14 protein-coding genes are annotated in these 18966 nt (G+C 70.4%); 3 read left to right on the top strand and 11 right to left on the bottom strand.

The genetic code is table 11. The features are described from left to right. Positions 1-26: 26 nt before the first annotated feature. Genes WMF11_RS30595 through WMF11_RS30585 form a run of 3 tightly spaced genes read right to left on the bottom strand, consistent with a single transcriptional unit; the run spans position 27 to position 5703 of the window. Complete coding sequence (locus WMF11_RS30595; RefSeq protein WP_437973227.1) at positions 27-2624, bottom strand: helicase HerA-like domain-containing protein; 2598 nt, start codon at positions 2622-2624, stop codon at positions 27-29. Further along, on the bottom strand, positions 2621-4816 hold the full coding sequence (locus WMF11_RS30590) for a hypothetical protein (RefSeq protein WP_437973226.1): 2196 nt from the start codon (positions 4814-4816) through the stop codon (positions 2621-2623). The genes WMF11_RS30595 and WMF11_RS30590 overlap by 4 nt, the downstream gene beginning before the upstream one ends. Beyond that, a complete protein-coding gene (locus WMF11_RS30585; protein WP_437973225.1) occupies positions 4813-5703 on the bottom strand; it encodes a hypothetical protein in 891 nt (296 codons plus the stop codon). The genes WMF11_RS30590 and WMF11_RS30585 overlap by 4 nt, the downstream gene beginning before the upstream one ends. A 22-nt stretch (positions 5704-5725) precedes the next feature. On the opposite strand from WMF11_RS30585, the gene WMF11_RS30580 reads away from it, so the two are divergent. Next, positions 5726-5965 (top strand): hypothetical protein, encoded by a 240-nt coding sequence (locus WMF11_RS30580; protein WP_437973224.1) that lies wholly within the window; start codon positions 5726-5728, stop codon positions 5963-5965. Between the two features lie 113 nt (positions 5966-6078). Continuing rightward, positions 6079-7629, top strand: coding sequence for an outer membrane protein assembly factor BamB family protein (locus WMF11_RS30575; RefSeq protein ID WP_437973223.1), 1551 nt, complete (start codon positions 6079-6081; stop codon positions 7627-7629). Between the two features lie 180 nt (positions 7630-7809). Here the strand turns inward: WMF11_RS30575 and WMF11_RS30570 are convergent, their stop codons facing one another. The 6 genes from WMF11_RS30570 to WMF11_RS30545 form a co-directional block, all read right to left on the bottom strand. After that, entirely contained in the window at positions 7810-8361 is a 552-nt protein-coding gene (locus WMF11_RS30570) for a tyrosine-protein phosphatase (protein ID WP_437973222.1), read from the bottom strand. 19 nt (positions 8362-8380) lie between these two features. Continuing rightward, positions 8381-8698 (bottom strand): exodeoxyribonuclease VII small subunit, encoded by a 318-nt coding sequence (xseB, locus tag WMF11_RS30565; RefSeq protein ID WP_437708425.1) that lies wholly within the window; start codon positions 8696-8698, stop codon positions 8381-8383. Between the two features lie 4 nt (positions 8699-8702). Then, the gene (xseA, locus tag WMF11_RS30560; RefSeq protein WP_437973221.1) at positions 8703-10346 is read right to left on the bottom strand and encodes an exodeoxyribonuclease VII large subunit; all 1644 of its coding nucleotides are present in this window, start codon (positions 10344-10346) and stop codon (positions 8703-8705) included. A 170-nt stretch (positions 10347-10516) separates the two neighbouring features. Beyond that, the gene (locus WMF11_RS30555) at positions 10517-11140 is read right to left on the bottom strand and encodes a glutathione S-transferase family protein (RefSeq protein ID WP_437973220.1); all 624 of its coding nucleotides are present in this window, start codon (positions 11138-11140) and stop codon (positions 10517-10519) included. A 206-nt stretch (positions 11141-11346) separates the two neighbouring features. Next, positions 11347-12711, bottom strand: coding sequence for an MATE family efflux transporter (locus tag WMF11_RS30550; RefSeq protein WP_437973219.1), 1365 nt, complete (start codon positions 12709-12711; stop codon positions 11347-11349). Between the two features lie 6 nt (positions 12712-12717). After that, complete coding sequence (locus tag WMF11_RS30545; protein WP_437973218.1) at positions 12718-13695, bottom strand: phosphotransferase family protein; 978 nt, start codon at positions 13693-13695, stop codon at positions 12718-12720. Positions 13696-13873: 178 nt separating this feature from the next. On the opposite strand from WMF11_RS30545, the gene lepB reads away from it, so the two are divergent. After that, positions 13874-15325, top strand: coding sequence for a signal peptidase I (gene lepB / locus WMF11_RS30540; RefSeq protein ID WP_437973217.1), 1452 nt, complete (start codon positions 13874-13876; stop codon positions 15323-15325). 98 nt (positions 15326-15423) lie between these two features. On the opposite strand, the gene WMF11_RS30535 is transcribed toward lepB, so the two are convergent. Beyond that, entirely contained in the window at positions 15424-17424 is a 2001-nt protein-coding gene (locus tag WMF11_RS30535; RefSeq protein ID WP_437973216.1) for a DUF4041 domain-containing protein, read from the bottom strand. 813 nt (positions 17425-18237) lie between these two features. Continuing rightward, complete coding sequence (locus WMF11_RS30530) at positions 18238-18858, bottom strand: ABC transporter permease (RefSeq protein ID WP_437973215.1); 621 nt, start codon at positions 18856-18858, stop codon at positions 18238-18240. Between the last annotated feature and the right edge of the window lie 108 nt (positions 18859-18966).

Here is an 18966-nt window from a genome sequence, read left to right as displayed (position 1 = left end):
TCCAGGTCCATGCACCACCGTCGTGCCTACCGCGATCCCGGGGAGCGCCTTGCTGGTGAGGAGGCGTCGACCCCGCCCGCGCCCGGCGCGTCACCCGCCTGGGCACGGAGCCCCGCCTCGGTGACGGCGCGCTCCACGCGGTCGGGCGACCATGCGCCCGCGTGGCGCGTGAAGAGCGTTCTCCCCTTGAACGCGCGGCCCGCGAGCTCCGCGGGCATGTCGGGCCAGCGCGCGACGAAGCTCCCCTTCGGCGCCCCCTTGCGCGCGGCGACCCACAGAGGGGCCCCGCCCTCGATCGTGAACCAGTCGATCACGCGCTCCACGTCCTGGGCCGCCTCGAGCCGCCCGATGAGCTTCGTGCTCGTGTTGCCGAACACGTTGTAATCGACCGATCGAGGGCTCTGGGTGCACAGCAAGCAACCCACGCCGTACTTCCGGCCCTGGGTGAAGAGCCGGATGAGCGGCTGCTTGGCGGGCGGCTTGCTGCCGCCGGCCGGGATCCAGTCGCGCGCCTCGTCGATGTAGAAGAGCAGGTTCACGCCGCCGGAGGTCGCGTCCACGGTCGTGATCATCCAGCGGTACAGCTCGGTCGCGAGGGCGGCGAGGAAGAAGTGCTTCTCATCGTCGTTGCTGAGCGCGTTCAGGTAAACGACGTTGAGCGGCACGCGCCCCGGCTTCGAGGGCCGGAGCAGCTCGGTGAAGTCGAGGCGCGTCCCCCCCGAGAAGAGCCGCGCGGACGGGCCCTGCACGAACGTGTTGAGCTTTCGCGCGAGCCGCTCGCGCTCGGACTTGCGGATCAGGCTGTCGACGTCGTCGATGCCGAGATCCTCGGGCGCGGTGACGGCGGCCACGATGTCCCTCAGCCGGACCGGCGCCGCGCGCGGCAGGTGCCGCAGCACCTGGTAGAGGAACGTGCGCTGCGACTCCTCCTCGCCGCCGCACGCGCACAGGCTGACGAGGTTGGCCGCCACCGCCACGAGCAAGCCCTCCTCCTCCTCGGCGCGGAGCGCGGGGTTCGCGATGTGCGAGAGCTCGCCCGCGCTCGGGAGCCGCAGGGGGTCGAGGCAGAGCCGCAGGCCGTGCGAGGACCCGGGCGTGAGGATGCGCGGCTCCATGCGCTGCCGGAGCTCCTCCCACGCGCGGTGCAGCTCCGCTGGCACGTCGGACGGCGGGCGCGCTTCCATCATCTGGACGAGATCGCCCTGGGGGTCGATCGCGACGACGGGGACCCCGGCGCGCAGCGCCTCCTCCGCGATGACCTTGGCCATCCACGTCTTGCCGCTCCCCGCCGCGCCGACGACCGAGACGTGCGTCCGGAGCACCGCAGGGTCCACGCAGACGGGCGAACCGCCGTCGTCGAAGCCGAGGAGCATGCCGGTGACGCTCGCGGTGCGGGCCTGCGGCGGCCTCGCTCCCGCGTCGAGCGCCGCGGGGGTCGGGCGCTCACCGCCTGGCGGCGCCTCCGCCGGCCTGGCACCGCCTGGCGGCGCCTCCGCGGGCCTGGCACCGCCCGGCGGCGCCTCCGCGGGCGCCTTTCGCCCGCGGCCCCGCGCCGGCGCCGGCTTCGGGCGCTCGACGGCCGGCTTCACGACCGCCAGCGCCTCGTCGAGCTCGGGATCGTCCTCCACCATCGGCTCGTCCGCCGCCGGCGCGCTGGCCGCGGTGGGCTCGCGCCCCTCCGGCGCTCCGCCGCCGCGCGTGGCCTCGAGCGCCGTCCAGCGCCTGTCCCACGCGCCCACGTCCTTGTGGCCGAGCTGCGCGACGCACGCCCCGGAGCGCTCGTGCTTGCAGCCGCCGCAGTACGCGCGGTCGCCCGGCGGCGCGAGCCCGCCCGCGCCCACCGCGTGGTCGGACCAGGCCACCATGCTGGCGATGAGCTCGTGGACCTTGCCGCGCTTCGCCTCGATCTCCTCCCAGCGCGCCTCGCGCACGCTGCGCGTGGGGTGCAGGTAGAGCACCGCCACGTCCGGCCGGGTGCCGTGCTGGTGGTGGTGCATCAGCGCGTACGTGAAGATCTGGAAGAGATCGCTGTTCGGGGAGGTCGCGGGCGTGAGCTTGTAGTCGACGATGCGGTGCTTCCCGAGCCGCGGATCGAAGTACACGTAGTCGATCGCCCCGGTCACGTGGACGTGGACGTCCTCCCCCACGTGGAACGTCACGTCGACCCGCTTGCGCGAGTCCCCGAAGAGCTGCGCCCGGAGCTCCGCCGCGGGCAGGCCGGCGGCCCTCGCGTGCGCCGCGAGCCGCGCGAGCTCCTCCATGTAGAGCTGGACCGCCGAGATGAAGCCCAGCCGCAGCGGCACCGGGCGCGCCGCGAGCGCGTCGAGGTTCAGGCAGGAGGCGTTGAACCAGCGCATCAGCGCCTGCTGGAGGCCCGGGGCGTCGCCGGCGGCCTCCAGCGCCGCCAGCACCTCGTCCGAGCTCGCCGCGGCGGCGTTGAAGCGCTCCACCGCGGTGTGGAACAGCGCGCCGCAGCCGGGCGCCTCCCCGCCCTTGCGCCAGATGCGGCTCACGACCGTCCGCCCGTCCTGCCGCTCGGCCGTGGCGCGCGCGTCGAACCAGTGCAGCCTCGGGCACGTCGCCGCGACGCGGAGCTGGGTCACGTTGACGTGCACGAGCCTCATTTCTTGCCCCGCAGCTGGACGAAGAGGTCGTCGTCGGTCGCGGTCGCGTGGACGTGGCCCTCGTCATGGAGCGCCTGCGCCGTCTTCTTGATGTGCGACCACACCTCCGGGAAGCGCTTCTCGTGCAGCTTCTTGCGGCTCGCGAAGATCTGCGCGAGCTCCTTCGCCATCAGGCCGAGGCGCCACGACAGCTCGGCCATGATGTGCTCCCGCGTCTGCTGCGGATCCCACGCCGGCGGCGGCGTCGAGTCCCCGCCGCCCTTCACGATCTCCTCGGTGAGCAGCTCGCGCAGCAGCGGGTGCGCGAGCAGGAGGCTCTGGCGCTCGAAGGACGCCAGCACCTCGGCCTCGGTCACCTTGCGGTACTGCCCGCGGGGGTGCTCGATCTCGAGGTCGTGGCTCCTCGCGGCGCCGAGGAGCCCCACCAGCGAGTCGAGCTCCGCGTGCCCGGCGAAGTCGAGGTGGAGGTGGAGGAAGCGCTGGCGGCCCAGCTTGCAGAGCGCGTCGTACGCGGCCTTGCCGGCGCCGCCGAGCCGGAGCGGCCGGCGCTCCTCGTCGGTGACCAGGATGCGCTTGTCCGTGTGCTTGGTGTCCTCGACCATGCGCTGGAGCGGCAGCCGCGCGCCGTGCCCGCTCGGCGCGCAGAGGAACGTCACGCCGGTGGTCACGATGACGCCGTCCGCGCGCTTCTCCTTGGCCACGAGGTGGTGCGCCGGGGCGGCCTTGCCGCGCTTCTTCGCGGTGGCGTGCTCGACGCTCAGGAGCGTCGAGGCGCCCTTGCCGGCGCACCTGGCGAGCAGGTGGTGGGTCAGGCTCGCGAGGTTGTCCTCGTCGGGCGGCAGCGACGCCTGCTGCAGCCGTCGGCGGGTCGTGCCCTCGACGAGCTTCTTCTTCACCTCGGCGTCGATGACGTCCTCCAGCTTCACCGGCGGCGACTTCGGCCCGTCCTCGGGGCCGGGCCACTCCTTGAGCCAGCGCTTGCCGCCGACGGCCGCGAGCCGATCCTGCTGCGCCTCCCAGCGATCGCGCGCCCAGAGGATCGCGTCCCGCGGCCGGAGCTCCTGCACGCCGTCGAGGCGCCGCTCGAGCCACGCGCTGCCGAGCGGGAAGAGCCGATCGCGCTTGCGCGCGGCGATGACCTCCTCGATCTCCTTCTCCTCGAAGCCGGAGAGCGCGGCGTCGAGCCGCCCCTCGAGGATGGCGCGGGCCTCCTCCGGCGAGACCATGTGCAGCTCGAGGATCCGCTCGGCGATGCGGTCCCACGCGGCCGCCGGGATCACCTCGCCGGTGCGCAGGGAGAGCATCGACTGCTTCACGCCCGAGACGATGACGACGAGGTGCTTCGCCCGGTCGAGCAGCGCGTGCGCGTACGACATCAGGGCGCGCACCGCATCGGCGTCGAGGTTGTCGATCTGGTCGAGGCAGAGCACGAGCGGGAGCTCGGCGAGGGCGCACAGGTGCGCGAGGACGTGGAGGACGCGCTCCACCGCGGCGTCGTCCGCGAGGGCGAGGCCGTCCTCCCCGGCCGCCTGGTCGAGCAGGCGCGCCTCGTCGGGCCCGAGCGTCTCGCCGGAGAGCCAGAGCACCGCCGCCTGGGCGCGCTTCTCGGCGCCGGCGTCGCCGAGGCTCGCGTGCGACGTCCCGGTGAGGAACGCGTTGAGCACGGGGATGACGGCGCTCTGCGGGTCGATCTTGGCGCCGAGGCGGGCCAGCGCCTCCTTGCGCGCCTCGATCTCCCTGGGCCCCGTCATCATCTTGCGGCCCTTGAGCGCGCCCGTCCGGATGAGGGCGCGGTTGAGGACGGTGTAGAGGCGCGACTGCGTGTAGTCGCTGCCGCGGTGCCCCGCGAGATCGCTGACGGTCGCGTTGAGCACGTACCGGAGCATCCGCTCGGGCGAGGCGAGGATGTTGTGCAGGTAGACGACCGTCGCCCTGTCTTCCCCGGCCCACTGGAACAGCCGCGCGAGCAGGTGGCTCTTGCCGACCCCGGGCGCGCCGATGAGCAGCGCGCCGATGCTGATCGGCTCCTTCGCGGCGTCCTGCACGACGCGCACGAGCCTGGTGAAGGCGCTCTTGTGGATCGACTCGACCGTGGCCTCGCCGCCCCCGACGTCGGTGATGCGGTGGCTGCGGAACGGGTTGGTGCCCCGGACCGCCGCCAGGAAGCGCTCGAACGTCGGCTCCTCGCTCATGCGTCGTCCCTCCGCGCCACGTAGACGAGCAGGTTCCCGGCCTCCATGATGCCTGCGTCGCGCTCCGCCTCGGCCATCTGGTGGTGGCGGCCGTCGGACGGGTCGAGCGAGTAGCGCCGCTGCCGCCGGAGCGCTGCGAGCTCCGTGTCGAAGGTGTCGCGCGGGACGTCCGGCAGCGCGGCGCGGAGCGCGTGGAGCGTGACGTAGTTGAGGCGGCCGGAGGCGCGGTCGAGCGAGGAGAAGGCGGCGTCGAAGCGATCGACGAAGGAGATGGCCGGCGCGCCGGGGCCGCTCTGGGCCGAGGTGACGGGGCCGTTGGAGATCGCGCTGCCGGCGCCGTCGGGAGCCGCGCGGCGGGCAGCGCCGTCGGTCGCGATCGCGGCGGGCCGCGCCGGCGCGCCGGCGGCCGGGAGGACGGCGTCTGCGAGGAAGAGGACGGCGTCTGCGAGGAAGAAGAGCAGCGGCTTCTTCCCGAGCAAGGCGCCGATGGCGCGGGGGAGCCGGCGCTCGGCGATGCGCTGATCGAGCGCCGCCTTGAACGCGCGGCCCAGGGCGGGAAGGAGGCCCTTGGGGAGCTGCGCCAGGTCGACCGCGGGAGCGTCGGCCGTTCGCGCCGACTGGAGCTGCACCTCCAGGAGCCGATCGGACTGCGCGACCGCCTCCAGGTCCTCCGCGAGCAGCACCAGCGTGGCGCCGGGGGCTGGCTTCTTCTTGCCTCCCGCGGCGCGGGAGAGCAGCACGCGCCCCTTCGCCTCCCTGGTCGTCAGGGCCTTGCTCGTCACCGCGAGCGTGTCACCGGTCAGCTCCGTCAGCCGCTCGAGCGTCGGCGGGTACGACGCGCCGCCGAGCTGCTTCTGGGACTCCAGGACGCCGAGGAGCTTCGGCACCGGCGAGGGCGGCGGCTCCTTCTTGCGCGCCGCGCCCTTCTGCCTCGCGGGAGCCTTCGGCGCGGCGGCCTTCCGCGGCGCGGCGGACTTCTTCGGCTCCCCGGCGCTGCTCTTCCTCGCTGCAGTGGTCTTCGTGGTCGTCGCCCGCGAGCGCGGACTCGATGCGCTGTTCCGGTTCGTGGCCCACCTCCGAGGAGCCGAGATTACCCCGGTATCCGGCCATGGGAAGGGGGCTCCGTGCCGCCTTGCTCTCTCCGATTGACACCCAGCTCGATTCCGCGTGACGTAGATTCGGGGCCTCGTGCTGCAGAGGCGACGGAACTGGCGTGTCGGGTGGCCGATCGCCGCTCACCTCGATGCCCCGGGAGGAGCACCATGAAGCGCATCTTCTGGGTCCGGTCCGCGATCGGGGCCGCCCTATGTCTCGCCTTGCTCAGTGTCGTCCTGGGGAGCACGGCCATGGGCACGGGCGCCGGGCGCTGGACCGTCTATGGCTACGATCTGGCCAACACGCATTACGCGCGCGACGAGCACCACCTCGGGCCATCGAACGTCGCATCGCTCGCCGTGAAGTGGGCCTTCACCACGACCGGCATCGTCCCCGCGACGCCGGCCGTCGACCACGGCGCTGTCTACTTTCCGGACGGGGGCGGCAAGCTGTACAAGCTCGACGCCAGGACCGGGCACCCGATCTGGACGCGCACGATCGCCGCCCTCACGGGCACGGCCGGCGCCGTCTCGCGCACGACCCCCGCGCTCCACGGCCACACGATGTTCCTCGGCACCCTCGCCGGCGCGCACATGATCGCCGTGGACACGCGCACCGGGGCGCTCCTGTGGAAGAGGCAGCTCGACACGCACCCCGCGGCGATCATCACGCAGTCTCCCGTCGTGCATGGCGGCCGCGTGTACGTGGGTGTCTCCTCGCGCGAGGAGCTCTTCGCGGCGGACAACGCCTATCCGTGCTGCAGCTTCCGCGGCAGCGTGGTCGCGCTCGACGCGGGGACCGGGGCGGTGCTCTGGAAGCGCTACACGGTGCCTGCCGGCTACACCGGCGGCGCCGTGTGGGGCGGCGCGCCCGCGATCGACCTCAAGCGCCGCACGCTGTACGTGACCACCGGCAACAACTACACCGTGCCGCCGTCCGTCTCCGCGTGCGTGGAGGCCGCCGGCGACGACCCCGTCGCCGCCGAGGCCTGCCTTGCGCCGGACGACTATATCGACGCCGTCCTCGCGCTCGACCTCCGCACCGGCGCGCTGAAGTGGGCGCGGCGGCTCCAGGGCTTCGACGCCTGGACGGGAGCCTGCTACTTCGGCGGCGACTGGTGCCCCGATCCGGCGGGCCCGGATTACGACTTCGGCACGGGCGCCACGCTCTTCACGGCCGGCCAGGGGGCGGAGCGCCGCGATCTGGTCGGCGCCGGCCAGAAGAGCGGTATCTTCTGGGCGCTCGATCGGGACGACGGCAGCGTCGTGTGGAGCACGCTGGTCGGTCCCGGCGGGGAGCTGGGCGGCATCATGTGGGGAGTCGCCGTCGACCAGAACCGGATTTACGTGCCGATCGGCAACAACGGCCAGGTCGACTACACGCTGCAGCCCTCCGGGGAGGTCATCAACTGGGGTTCGTGGAGCGCGCTCGACACCGCCACGGGCGACATCCTGTGGCAGACGCCCGATCCCACGCCGGGCGCGCAGACCAGGGGGCCGCTGACGGTCGCGAACGGCGTGGTCTACGGCGGCTCGATGAGCGGTGACGTCCACGCGCTCGACGCCGCGACGGGCGACGTCCTCTGGAGCCATCCGGCCGACGGCTCCGTCAATGCCGGGCCGGCGGTGGTGCGCGGTACGGTGTTCTGGGGGAGCGGCTACGAGAGCTTCGGCATCGGCACGCCGGGCAACACGCTCTTCGCGTTCGACCTGCCGTAGCGCTGCCCTGTCGACGGACGCCGGACGCCGGCGCCCGGCCGTGCCGTGGTGCCGGCGCGGGCGCCGGTGGCCATCCCCACGCTCTGCCCCAGCGACCCGCGCGCCGATCCGGCGCGACCTCAACCTGGGTGACCTGGGTCGCCTCGAAGGTCCGATAGGAGACCCCTGCGTGCCGGCGGCTCAGCTTCCTCCGCCCGAGGTCAGCGCGCCCCGCAGCCTTGCCCTGTCGACCTCGGCGGACGGCAGCCACTCCAGGATGCCCTCGATGGCCCGATCGATGGCGGTGCGGTCGGCGCCGTCGCTGAGCATGTACTCCTCCGCGACGACCTGCCGCGGCACGTCGATCGCGAGCAGGGCCGCCGCGATGACGACCCCGGTCCGGTCTCTCCCCGAGGTGCAGTGGACGTAGACAGGCCAGGGGAGGGCGGGGGCCGCGAGCGAGGAAAGAGCCTTTCCAATCCAGCTCCTCACCCGTCGCTGCCGCGTGTCGTAGTTCTCGATGTCGTCCTCCGCGGCGACGTGGACGACCTCGACTCCCGTGAGGTGACCAGGATCGGCACCGCGCCGGAGGTTCAGTATCGTCCCGGGGAAACCGAGATCGCCCGCCGTCGTCATGGTGTCGAATCGCCCGCCGCGGAGCAGGCGGCCGGCAGGGATCGGCGAGACGTCGAGCCAGAGCCCGAGCATCTCGCCGACATCCCGGTAGTTGGCGGGCCGGAACGTCGCGCTCATGGGTTTCGCCTGCGCCCGGCTACTCGTCGTCTTCGTCGTCCTCGTCTTCGTCGTCCGCGTCCGTCGTCACCGGCGCCTCGCGCTCGAGCTGCTCGGTGATGGTCTGCACCTGGATCTCCGCGGCGTGGATCTTCTGGCGGCAGAGCGTCACCAGATCCGCGGCCTCCTTCACGAGCGCGGAGAGCGCGTCGATGTCGACCTGACCTTCCTCGATGTTCTGCAAGATCTCCTCGAGGCGCGACGACGCCTCGCCATACGAGACCTCTTTCGTGGCGCGCTGCGGGCTTGTCGTGTCCCCGTCGGACAGCTCCTTCGTCCCGCGCTTCGGCTTTGCCATGACCCTATGTCTCCTCCGATCCGTCCGAGCGAAGCCGCAGCACGCCCCGCTTCAGCTCGGCGATGAGCGTCGTCCCCTGGGGCGCGCGCGCCGCGTCGGTGAGCACCGCCCCTTCCGTCGTGCGCAGGATCGCATATCCCCGCTCCACGACGCGCCGTGGATCGACGAGGCGCAGGCGCCGTTCGCGCGACTCGAGGCGCTCGGATTCGAGCGCCAGCCTCCGGGACGAGCGCGGCCCGAGGAGCGAGGCCACCTCGTCGACCCGATGCGAGGCGGCGTCGAGATCGCGCCTCGCCCCCTGGCGGAGCTGGCGGACCGCCTCCTGGAGCTGGCCCGCGCGGCGCGCGATGAGCAGCGACGCGGAGCGCGGGACCCGGGTCGCCCGGCGGGTGAGATCCGACGAGGCCGACCGGAGGACCCGCCGGCCCTGGTCGAGGATGCTCAGCAGCGACGACTCGACCTCATCCCGCGCGTCCGAGACGCGTTTGACGAGCATCGCGGCCGCGGCGGTCGGGGTCTTCTCGCGAAAGCCCACGAAATCGAGCGCCGAGATGTCTCGCTCGTGGCCGATGCCGACGACCACGGGGAGCGGGAATGTGGCGACGGCGCGGGCGATCGGCTCCGAGTCGAACCAGGCGAGGTCGGTGCGCGAGCCGCCGCCGCGGCAGATCAGCAGCACGTCGAGCTCCGCTGCGCGCGCCCGGAAGTAGTCGAGGGCGTTCAGGACCGACGGCTCCGTCTGCCGCCCCTGGACGCGGACCCCGTGCGCCACGACGCGGAACGCGAAGCCTGACTCCCTGAACGTGCCGAGCACGTCGTTGTAGGCGTCCGAGCCCAGGCTGGTCACGAGGCCCACGCGGAGGGGCAGGGCGGGGAAGGGCAGGGAGCGGTTCCGCTCGAGCAGCCCTTCCTCGGCGAGCCGGCGCACGATCTCCTCTCTCCGCCGGGCGGCCTCGCCGAGCGTGTAGCCCACGTCGAGGTCCTCGATCAGGAACCGGTACGAGCCCCAGGGGACGTAGAGCTCCACGCGCCCGCGCACGCGGATCTGGATCTCGTCCTCGATCTGGAACGGGTCGCCCGCCGCGGCGAGGCGCCGCTCGATCTCGGCGCGCGCGCTCTCGAAGAGGGTCGCCTTGACCTGGGCGATCTCCTTTCCGAGGGCGTCGCGCTCCACGAGCTCGAAGCCGACGATGCTCTTGTGGGCGGCCCGGTTGAACCCGCAGACCTCGCCCACCAGCCAGATCGAGGCTGGAAACGCCGCCTCGAGCGCGGCGCGGACCTGTCCGTTGAGCTTCGAGACGGTGAAGTCGGACGCGGCCACCGCTGGCCTCGGCCGCGCGTCCCCATTGCGCGGCTCATCGGCTCGGGCCGGCTCCACGGCGGGGATCGGCGTGACGCCCCCTTCATCGAGGGCGAGGGCCCCGCCGCGTTCCCGGTAGAGGCGCTGCGTCACCTCGCAGAAGCCGAACCCCTCGGCGAGCAGCACCTCCACCACCGCGACCACGTGCGTCTCCGGGACGCGCCAGGTCTTCTGTTCGGGATTCCAGCGGCGGGACGGGAGCGACTTCACGACCTCCACCAGCCTGCGATCGAAGGCGAAGTGGATCTGGAGGCTCCCGGTCCCGTCGCTGCTGACGCGGCGGCTCATCGCGCCACTCTATCATCGCGGGCGGGCATCGCGGGGGATCTCCCGGCCGACCTGCCGGGGCGCGCGGTCGCCGAGCGCGCGCTGCGTGCCGGGCGGGCGCGCGCTGCGCCACGGCGGCGGCGAGCAGGCTCTCGGCCTGGAGGGCGAGAGCTCCTCCAGCCACCTGCCCCTCAAGCGTTGAGGCTGGCGAACGCCTGGGCGATGCGCGGGGCCGCGTGAGGGCGCGCGTACATCCGGTCCATGTAGGTCCGCAGCTGCGGGAAGTCGCCCAGGAGATCGGCCTCGCTGGCCCAGTCGAGGGTGTAGGCCATCACGAGATCGGCTACCGTCAGGCGGTCGCCGACGACGAACTGCCGCTGATCCATGTGCTTCTCCAGCACGGCGGCCATGGCCTTGAAGTCGTCGCGGGCGACGGGGATGTCGCCAGGCTGGCGTTTGTCCTCCGGATACAGAAACTTGTGACGCGCGATGCGCCACAGCGGCTGCTCCAGCTCGGTCGCCGCGAACAGCAGCCATTGGTTGACCTTGGCCCGCTCCTTGGGGTCTGCCGGCAGCAGGCCCTTCTCGGGGTACTTCTCCGCCAGGTAGAGCACGATGGCAACGGACTCGGTGAGCACGAGGTCGCCGTCGACGAGCACGGGGAGCTTGCCGGCTGGGTTGAGCTTGAGGAACTCAGGGCGGCGATTCTCGCCGGCCCGGAGGTTGACCTGGACGGTCTCGAAATCCACGCCGAGCTCCTGGAGCGCCCAGCGCACACGGATCGAGCGGGTAGGAGCGAACTCATAGAGCTTCATCGATGCCTCCCTCCTCAGCCGCGCGCCGCGGCTGGTATCGTTGCTTCTGTTTACTTACGTCCGGACCTGCTGTGTTTCGAGACGAGCGGTGTCGGCCAGCAGGCGAATGGCCGAGTGTATAGCCGCACCGCGCGACGAGTGTCAATGGACACATTCGCGGTACGCAGACGGCCTCTACGCCGGTTTTCGGCGGTCTGGAGGCAGGCTCAGCCCGCGTCAGGCGCTCTTGCCATGCCATGCCCAGAACCGGCGCGCGCGTTCTTCAGCAGCATGAAGGAGACGATGCAAAGGATCAGCTCCGAGATCGCCTCGGAGGCCCAGATGCCGGTCAGGGAGAACAGGCGGGAGGCCAGCAGCAGCACCGGCAGCTTGACCAGCAGGATGCCCCCGAGGGTGAGCAGCAGCGCCTCCCTGGCCCGGCCCACCGACTGAAACGAGGCCGCCGTGACCATGGCCACGCCGGTCAGGGGGCAAGAGAGCGCCAGCAGCCGCAGCGCGGTCTGCCCTTCAGCGATGATCGCGCTCTCCCTGGACAGCAGGGCGATCAGCGCGGCCGGCATCACCAGGCAGGCGCCGCAGACGAGCGATCCATAGACGACAGCGGCGCCAAGGGAGAGCCGGATGGCCTCCCGCACCCGCTCGAGCTTCTTCTGGCCGAAGTTGTACCCCACCAGCGGCTGCATCCCCTGGACGATGCCGGTCAGCGGCGCGAGCATCCCGGAGTAGAGCCGGCTTACGATCGCGAACACGCTCAGGGCGCTGTCGCCGCCGATCCGCCGGAGCAGGTTGTTGGTGACGATGGCGATCAGGCTGACGCTGGCGTTCTTGATGAGCGAGGGGGACCCGATCTTCACCACCTCGATGAGGATGGGCCAGTCCGGCTTGAAGTAAGACGCCTTGATGCGATAGGAGCGGTTCTTCCTGAAAAAGAAGAAGTGGAGGCCCATGCCGGCCGAGGTGGCCTGGCAACAGACCGTCGCCAGGGCGGCGCCGGAGACGCCCATCTGCAAGACGAGGATGAAGAGCCAGCACAGGACGATGTTGACGCAGATCGGGACGATCCACATGGCGGTCGAGTACCTGGCGTTGCCATCCGCCCTGACGATGGCCGAGTAGCCGGTGCCGGTGATGGCGCCGAGGAAGATGATCCGCCCGTACTCGATGGCATAGGGGGCGACGCTGTCGGTGGCCCCGAGCAGGTAGACGAGCGGCTCGATGAAGACCGAGCCCAGGACCGTGATGGCGAGCGCCGCCGTCCAGAAGATCAGGAAGGTGCTTGCCACCGTCCGGGAGGCCTTCTCCAGGTCCTGCTCGCCGAGCGCCCTGGAGACCACCGAGGCGCCGCCGGCCCCGACGGTCGTGGCGACGGCGCCGAGGGCGATCTGGACCGGCGAGATGATCGAGGCCGCGGCTGCGGCCAGCGCGTTGACGCCCACGGAGAGAAAGTAGATGTCCGTGAGGCTGTAGACGGTAAAGACCAGCAGCGAGAACGTGGTCTGGGAAGACATCTCCAGCAGCAGCTTCCCGACCCGCTCGGTCCCCAGCTTTTCAACCCTGGAGCTCTCGCCCATGAGCGTTCAGTTTGCGCTCAGCCAGGCCATGTGTTCGCCCATCCACTGCCTGGAGAGGTTGAGGATGGAATCGGTGTCGTAGTTGCGGTAGTAACACTCCGTGTTCATGACCAGGGCGAGGTGCAGCGAGTACAGGCGGCATCTTCGCTCTTCCTCGAAGGTGAACGAGGTCTTGCCGTAGCCGCGCATGCAGCTGGTGATGCCCTCGGCGGAGAGCAGCCGGAACTGGGCCTCCATCAAGGGATCGGCCCAGAGCGCCCTCTCGAAGTCGATGATGCCGGCGACCCTGCCTTCCTTGACGAAGACATTGGGGTTCCAGACGTCCCAGTGGACGAGGCAGGGCGTGGTGACCTCGTCCAATGCCGGGGCGTGCCTGTGGACGGCGGCGCGGATCTCGTCGTAGCCCTGGTCGTACGCCACGCCTTTCCGGGCGCCGTCTTCCAGCACCGACTCCATGATCCTGGTGAACGCCTCTCGCCATGTGCTCGCGCGCAGGTCCGGGTTCCCATCGTAACCAAAATAGGTGCCGGTGAAGCCGTTGATCTCCCGGACGATCTCGCCGATGTGCACGTCGATGGACGCCTGCGTCTCGGGCGGGAGGCTCGCTCTCACGTGCTCGAGGTTGTCCGCGGCGATCTTCTCCATGAAGAAATAGTCCGAGTCGCACAGGTCGCGGGCATCGTCGAAATGGTAGATCTGGGGCACCGGGATGGCCGGGTTTCGCCGGACCAGGCGCATGGCGGCGACCTCGGTGGCCATGATGTTCTTTTCGTAGAACATGACCTCCGCGCCTCTCGGCGGCGCGATCTTGAGGATGACCTCCCGGCCATCGGCGAGCCGGACGCTGTACGCCGCGTTGAACCAGCCGTCTTTCAGCTCGACCACGGCGCCTTCGCCGTCCGCGAGCGCCATGCCGCCGAACGCCCTGGCGGCCATGGCCGCGATCTGCGGGCGTGTCTTCGTGTTCTTGGTCTTGCTCTCCACGGTCTTCCTTCGTCGATTGGCGGCCCTTGTGATGAGCGAAATGCCGTTCATTGTGCTGGATCCTGGGGAGCTGTCAAGTCGCGACCTGGAGTGTGCCGGGGCCCGGAGCGAGAGGGGGCTGAAGTCGCCGGCGTGGCCGGCGGGGGCTCACACGGGTTATCGTGTTATCCTGCGCCCCATGCCGACATACGATGCCCAGGAGAGCTGCAGTCGCGGGGTGCTCGCCATGCGCATCGAGGCGCCCCGCGCTCGTCGCATCGTCCGCGGTTCGTTCCTGGTCGCGTCTGCCCTCGCGGCGGGTTATCTCCTCGCCCTCGCAGGCTGCGGCGGGAGCACGCCCGGGCCGAGCGCGGCGATCGGACCGGCGCCGGCGGGGCCGGCGGAGCCCCAGCCGGCAGAGGAGCGGCGGACGTTCGCGATGCGGGCGCCTGCACAGACGCGTTTGCTCGCGCAGCTCGAGCTGAAGGCTCTGCCCGCGGCCGATGTCAGCGCCGTGATCGGATGGGGCGCCGCGCGGTGCGGCGTGGACATCGAGCGGAGCATCTCGCGAGTTCAGATCGCCGTCGCCGTGCCATCGGAGATTCGCGCCGACATCCTCGGCTCGCTCACGATCGAGGACGTGGGCTGCCTCCTCGAAGCCGAGCAGGACGGTGGCAGGCTCCGCGTCGGTCCGCTCGAGATCGTCCCGCTGCCCCACGGCGGCGTGCGCGTCGCGACACCCGGCGCCCTCGCTGACGGCCCAGGCGCGAAGGAGGCGCTCGCGCGGCGGCTGGACGAAGCGCTCTCCCGCAGCGGCGCCGCGGTGGTCGCCGACCTCGGGTCCGCCAATGCCCCGATCGAGCTCGTCGCGACCGTCACCGATCACCTGGAGGCGAGGCTATCGTCGCCCGGTCGCCCCGACGCGTCGCTCGCAGGAACGCGGCTCGGCGAGGCGCTGGCCGCCGCCCGGCAGAGCGGGGCGGCGGGCCTGGAGGCGCTGGAGATCGCGGCGGCTCCTCCCGACGGCTTCGTCATGAGGGTCAAGGTCGCGACGGACGCCGCGCGCGCCGCGGGCACGGCGCTCGCCGTGCGGCGGCACGTGATCGAGTCCTTCAAGGTGCCTTCCGGGAGCATGAGCCCGACCGTGATCCCGGGCGACCACCTCTTCGTGCTGAAAGACAAGCGTGGCGAGCGGGCCGGCCGGGGCGATGTCGTCGTGTTCCGCTCCCCAGCGAACCCGGGCCAGCGCTTCATCAAGCGGATCATCGCCACCGGCGGAGATCGCGTTCAGATCGATGATCGAGGTCTTCGGATCAACGGTCGCCAGGTGCCTTCGGAGCTCGTCGGCGCGGAGCACCGCATCCCAGGAGACGACGGGCAGATTCATGAGTTATGGCAAGAGACCCTCGACGGGAGGCGTTATCCGATCTTGCGCACCCCCGGCGTTCCTGCGTCGAGCGCCGCGATCGATGCGACGGTGCCTCGAGGGAGCGTCTACGTCATCGGCGACAACCGGGACAACTCGCATGACTCGCGGCATTTCGGCCCCGTGTCCGTCGAGGCCATCGAAGGGGTCGCCGCTGTGATCTACTTCTCCGTCGATACGAAGGGCCTGGGCCGCTGGGAGCGCACCGGGCTCGCGATACGGTAGAGGGGCTGCCCTCGAGGCGCCTCGCCGATGCGATGCGCACCTGATTCAGCGTCCGCGGCAGGTCGGTCCGCGGACGTCCTCGAGCAGACCGGGGCGCGTCAACCCGCCGCAAAGGAGCTCACCGCGGGAGCGAGCTCTGGTGGTGGAGCAGCAGCGAGCCCAGTGGGAGACGCGTCCGCAGCCGCCTGCGTCTTCCTGTACTCCTCGGCCGCTGGAACGAGCAGGAACGTCACGAGACCGTGAAGGCTCTGGACGGCGTCGCGGATTTCCTCGAGCGTGACGCGGAAATACTCTTTGCGATGGTTCACCATATTGACCCGGCGAGCCGCGAAGGCACGATGGAGCTTGCCCTCCAGCGTAGGCGCGTCCTCAGAGTAAATGATCGCGTGCACATCGAACGGGAACGGCACCGATGCGTCGCCGAGCTCTTCGACACGCTCGAGCGGCTCCAGCCGGCGTGTCATGCCGATCTTGTAGATGCCGTCGCCGAACGAACCGATGTTCGACAGCACGTAGACGTGGCCGGACTTCGTCAGCTGCGCGCGCGCGATCGCCTTCGCTTTCCGATCGAGCGCGTCCTTGAGGTCAGTTTCGAGACGGTTCACGAGGGCTTCGAGCTTCTCGTGCTGCTTCGCCGTCGCGGCGCGCGCGACTTCCGCGGCGGCCGCTTCGACTCCCGCGGCCTCGATCCTGGCTGCCTCTGCGGCCGCAGCTGCGTCCACCGCGGCGAGCTCCGCGCGTGCCCGAGCGAGCGCGGCTGCCGACTTGGCTTCCTCCTTCTCGGCATCGGCCTTGGCGCGATCGATCTCCTCCTGGGCCCTCTGCTCCTCGCGCATCTGCTCCTTGATGCGCTTTTGCTCTTCCTTCTCCTGCTGAACCTTCTCGCGGTGCTCGTGCACGAGGTGCAGCTCGGCGAGCTTCAGGTCGAAGTACCGACGCGAGATGAAGACGCGCTGGACCTCGCCGAGCTTGTTGATGTCGTCGTAGGCCTTCGTGATCCGCTGTTCCAGCGTCGTGACGTTGTCATACCGAACCTTCGCGATCGCAGCGTCGCATTCACCGTTGAAGGCGCGCAGCATCAGCTTCGACTGCTGGCGGATCATCTTCTTGCCCTCCGCTGCGCTACCGCCGACGGACCACTTCGTGTCGCACGGCGCCGCCTTGTCCTCCTTGATGAGCATCTGCTGCTCGTCGCGCGTTCCCTTGAGGCGGGCGGTGTATTGTGCGGACGACTCAAACCCATACTTGGGCGCGTAGAAGCCAAACGACTGGATGTCGAGAGCCTCCTCGATGGACCGAAGCGCACGATTCGCGGCCTCGAACTCCGCCTTGGCGCGCACGATGTCGCCTCGGATCCGCTCGAGCTCGTCGGGATCACGCGTCGCCGCCTTGAGTGCCTCTTGGGCGGCACGGAGCTCTCGATGCGCTGCGGCGGTTGCGTCCTGGGCTGATTTCGCCTCGGCCTGCGTGCGGGCGATATCGCTCCGAGCGGCCCTCAACTCGGTGCGGAGCTGTTCCAGCTCCTGTGTGGCCAACGGCAGCGACTGCCCGGCAACGGCCGCCATGAACGGCGGGGATTGCGCGGGCGGTGCTGAGGCGAGTGCTTGCCGGGCCACAGCCGCGGGCTGCGGCGCTGGCGCGGTCATTGACGAGGCTACGCGTTGCGACGGCGCTGGTTGAGGCGATGGCAAGGCAGGGAGCCAGACCACCACGCCGAAGGACCCTTGATTCGAGTGGGACGGCGGATCGAGTTGTGCCTGACAGGCCACGTGGGCTCCGTACCGGCCATATAAACTAGCGAAGAGGGGCTTCCACTGAAAGGCCAGCTCGCCCGGCAGATAGCCAACCTTCCCACCGAGCACCCAGACGATGATGGCGTTCGGATCGTGCGGATTTTGCGGATCGGGTAGCAGCCATGCCTGGATGAGCGCGTCCGTTCGACCGTGCACGGCCGAGACCACTCGCCGCATCTGGTCCGGGTTATATACCTCGCCGACGACCTCATGGCGCACGCACCTCGGGCCAGCGATCCAGACGGCGCGTTGAGCGTCCACAATCTCGATCGAATGCGGAATAGCCAGGTCGTCGAAGGGCTGCATCCAATGTGCTCCATCCGTAAGAGGTCGGAATGTCTACCCCTGTTTTAGAAGGTTAGATATGGCGCCATCAGCGTTGTCGGGAAGCATGGACGAGTGGGGCAAGCTGCGACCCACACAGAGCGCCCGTGTGTCGGCCGGCGGCGGTTTCCCGCTCGGGCGCACGACGATCTGCAGGCCCAGCTCGACGCCGTCGCGCGGCGGCACGAGAAAGAGCTCGCGCGGACCACGATGATCTCCACCCACATCATCGACCGCGGCCTTCTCGGCGTCATCAGCCCCCTTGACCGCTGACCGCCGCTCAGCGCGGAGCGCCATGAGCTCCGACCCCACCCTGTCGTGCCGCGCCCACGCATCGTGGAAAGGCAGCGTACCTGACGCTGCCCCCGCCTTGTCAAGGAGACCGACGGCCCGTGATCGGGAGCAGGCGCTAATAGTTGTCCCAGACGACGGGACCGGCGTCGCTCTCGGCGACGGCGACGGTCTCGCCGTGCAGTCTCTTGGAAGGAGCCGTGCCGTGCGCGTCGACGGGCGTCGGGCGGCGAGGAAGGGCCGATCTGGGCGGCCTTTCGTGACGTGCAGGGCGTCCGGCGCCTGCGATCGGGGTGCCGGGATGGTCGCAGGCGGGCCGTCTGGAATCGACACGATGCCCTTCAATCCATCTTGCCGGCGCCAGCGATTGGCACGTGGAGCAGCGCGAGCGCATGTACTGCGGCCCATGCGTCGAGGCGCGCAAGACCGGGTCGACCGGCGCGAACCGCCGCGCCCGCGAGCTCGAGGGCGCGGCGCCGACGCTCGATCACACCACCTTCCGCTTCATTTTGGATGGGTCAGCGCGTGCTTCCCGCGCGCGGTCAGGCGATGGCGCTCGAGGACGGTGGCGACGGCATAGCCGCCGCCGCCGGCCATGGCGAGGACCCAGAAGATGCCAGGAGTACCGAGGAAGAGCGCTGCGGTGGAGATCAGGGCGAGCCAGGTGCCGAGGCCGTAGTGCAGCAGGTTGCGGCGGGCGGCGCCTTCGCTGACGTAGATCAGGCCGACGATGAGGCCGGAGCCGGTGGGCCAGAGCATGGGCTGCAGGTCGGGCATGTCGAGGGTGTACGAAAGGCCGGTGATGGCGAGGAACAGCGCGGTGAAGGCGCTGAGCCAGGAAGCGCCGAGCAACTTGCCGGACAGGGCGTCGGACTCGCTCACGCCGCGCTGGGCGCGGGTGGCGGCGACGGTGGCGTAGACGGTGCCGACCGCGAGCCCCGCTCCCAGGAGCATCATGGGCACCCAGCCGGGCAACGCGAGAAGGGGGCTGGCTCCCTTGGAGATCGCCGCGGCGCCGTGACCGAGAACGTAGGCGAGCCCGAAGCTGATGTAGGTCGCGCGGTTGTCGACCTCGCCCGAGGGAAGCGCGATGTCGGCGTCGGCGGTGGCGGTGGCGGTGAACATGGCGGGAAACCTCCGGGTCATGGGTGCGAGCCGAGAACGTGGGGTGTGAAAGGAAGCAGGAGACGCCATCGGCGTTGCCTTACGTGTGTAACCTTATGACTGTCACCT

This window comes from Sorangium sp. So ce295 (assembly GCF_051527405.1).
Taxonomy (GTDB): domain Bacteria; phylum Myxococcota_A; class Polyangia; order Polyangiales; family Polyangiaceae; genus Sorangium; species Sorangium cellulosum_B.
The sequence above is the reverse complement of the archived record's forward strand: the minus strand, read 5'-3'. Positions and strand labels throughout refer to the sequence as shown.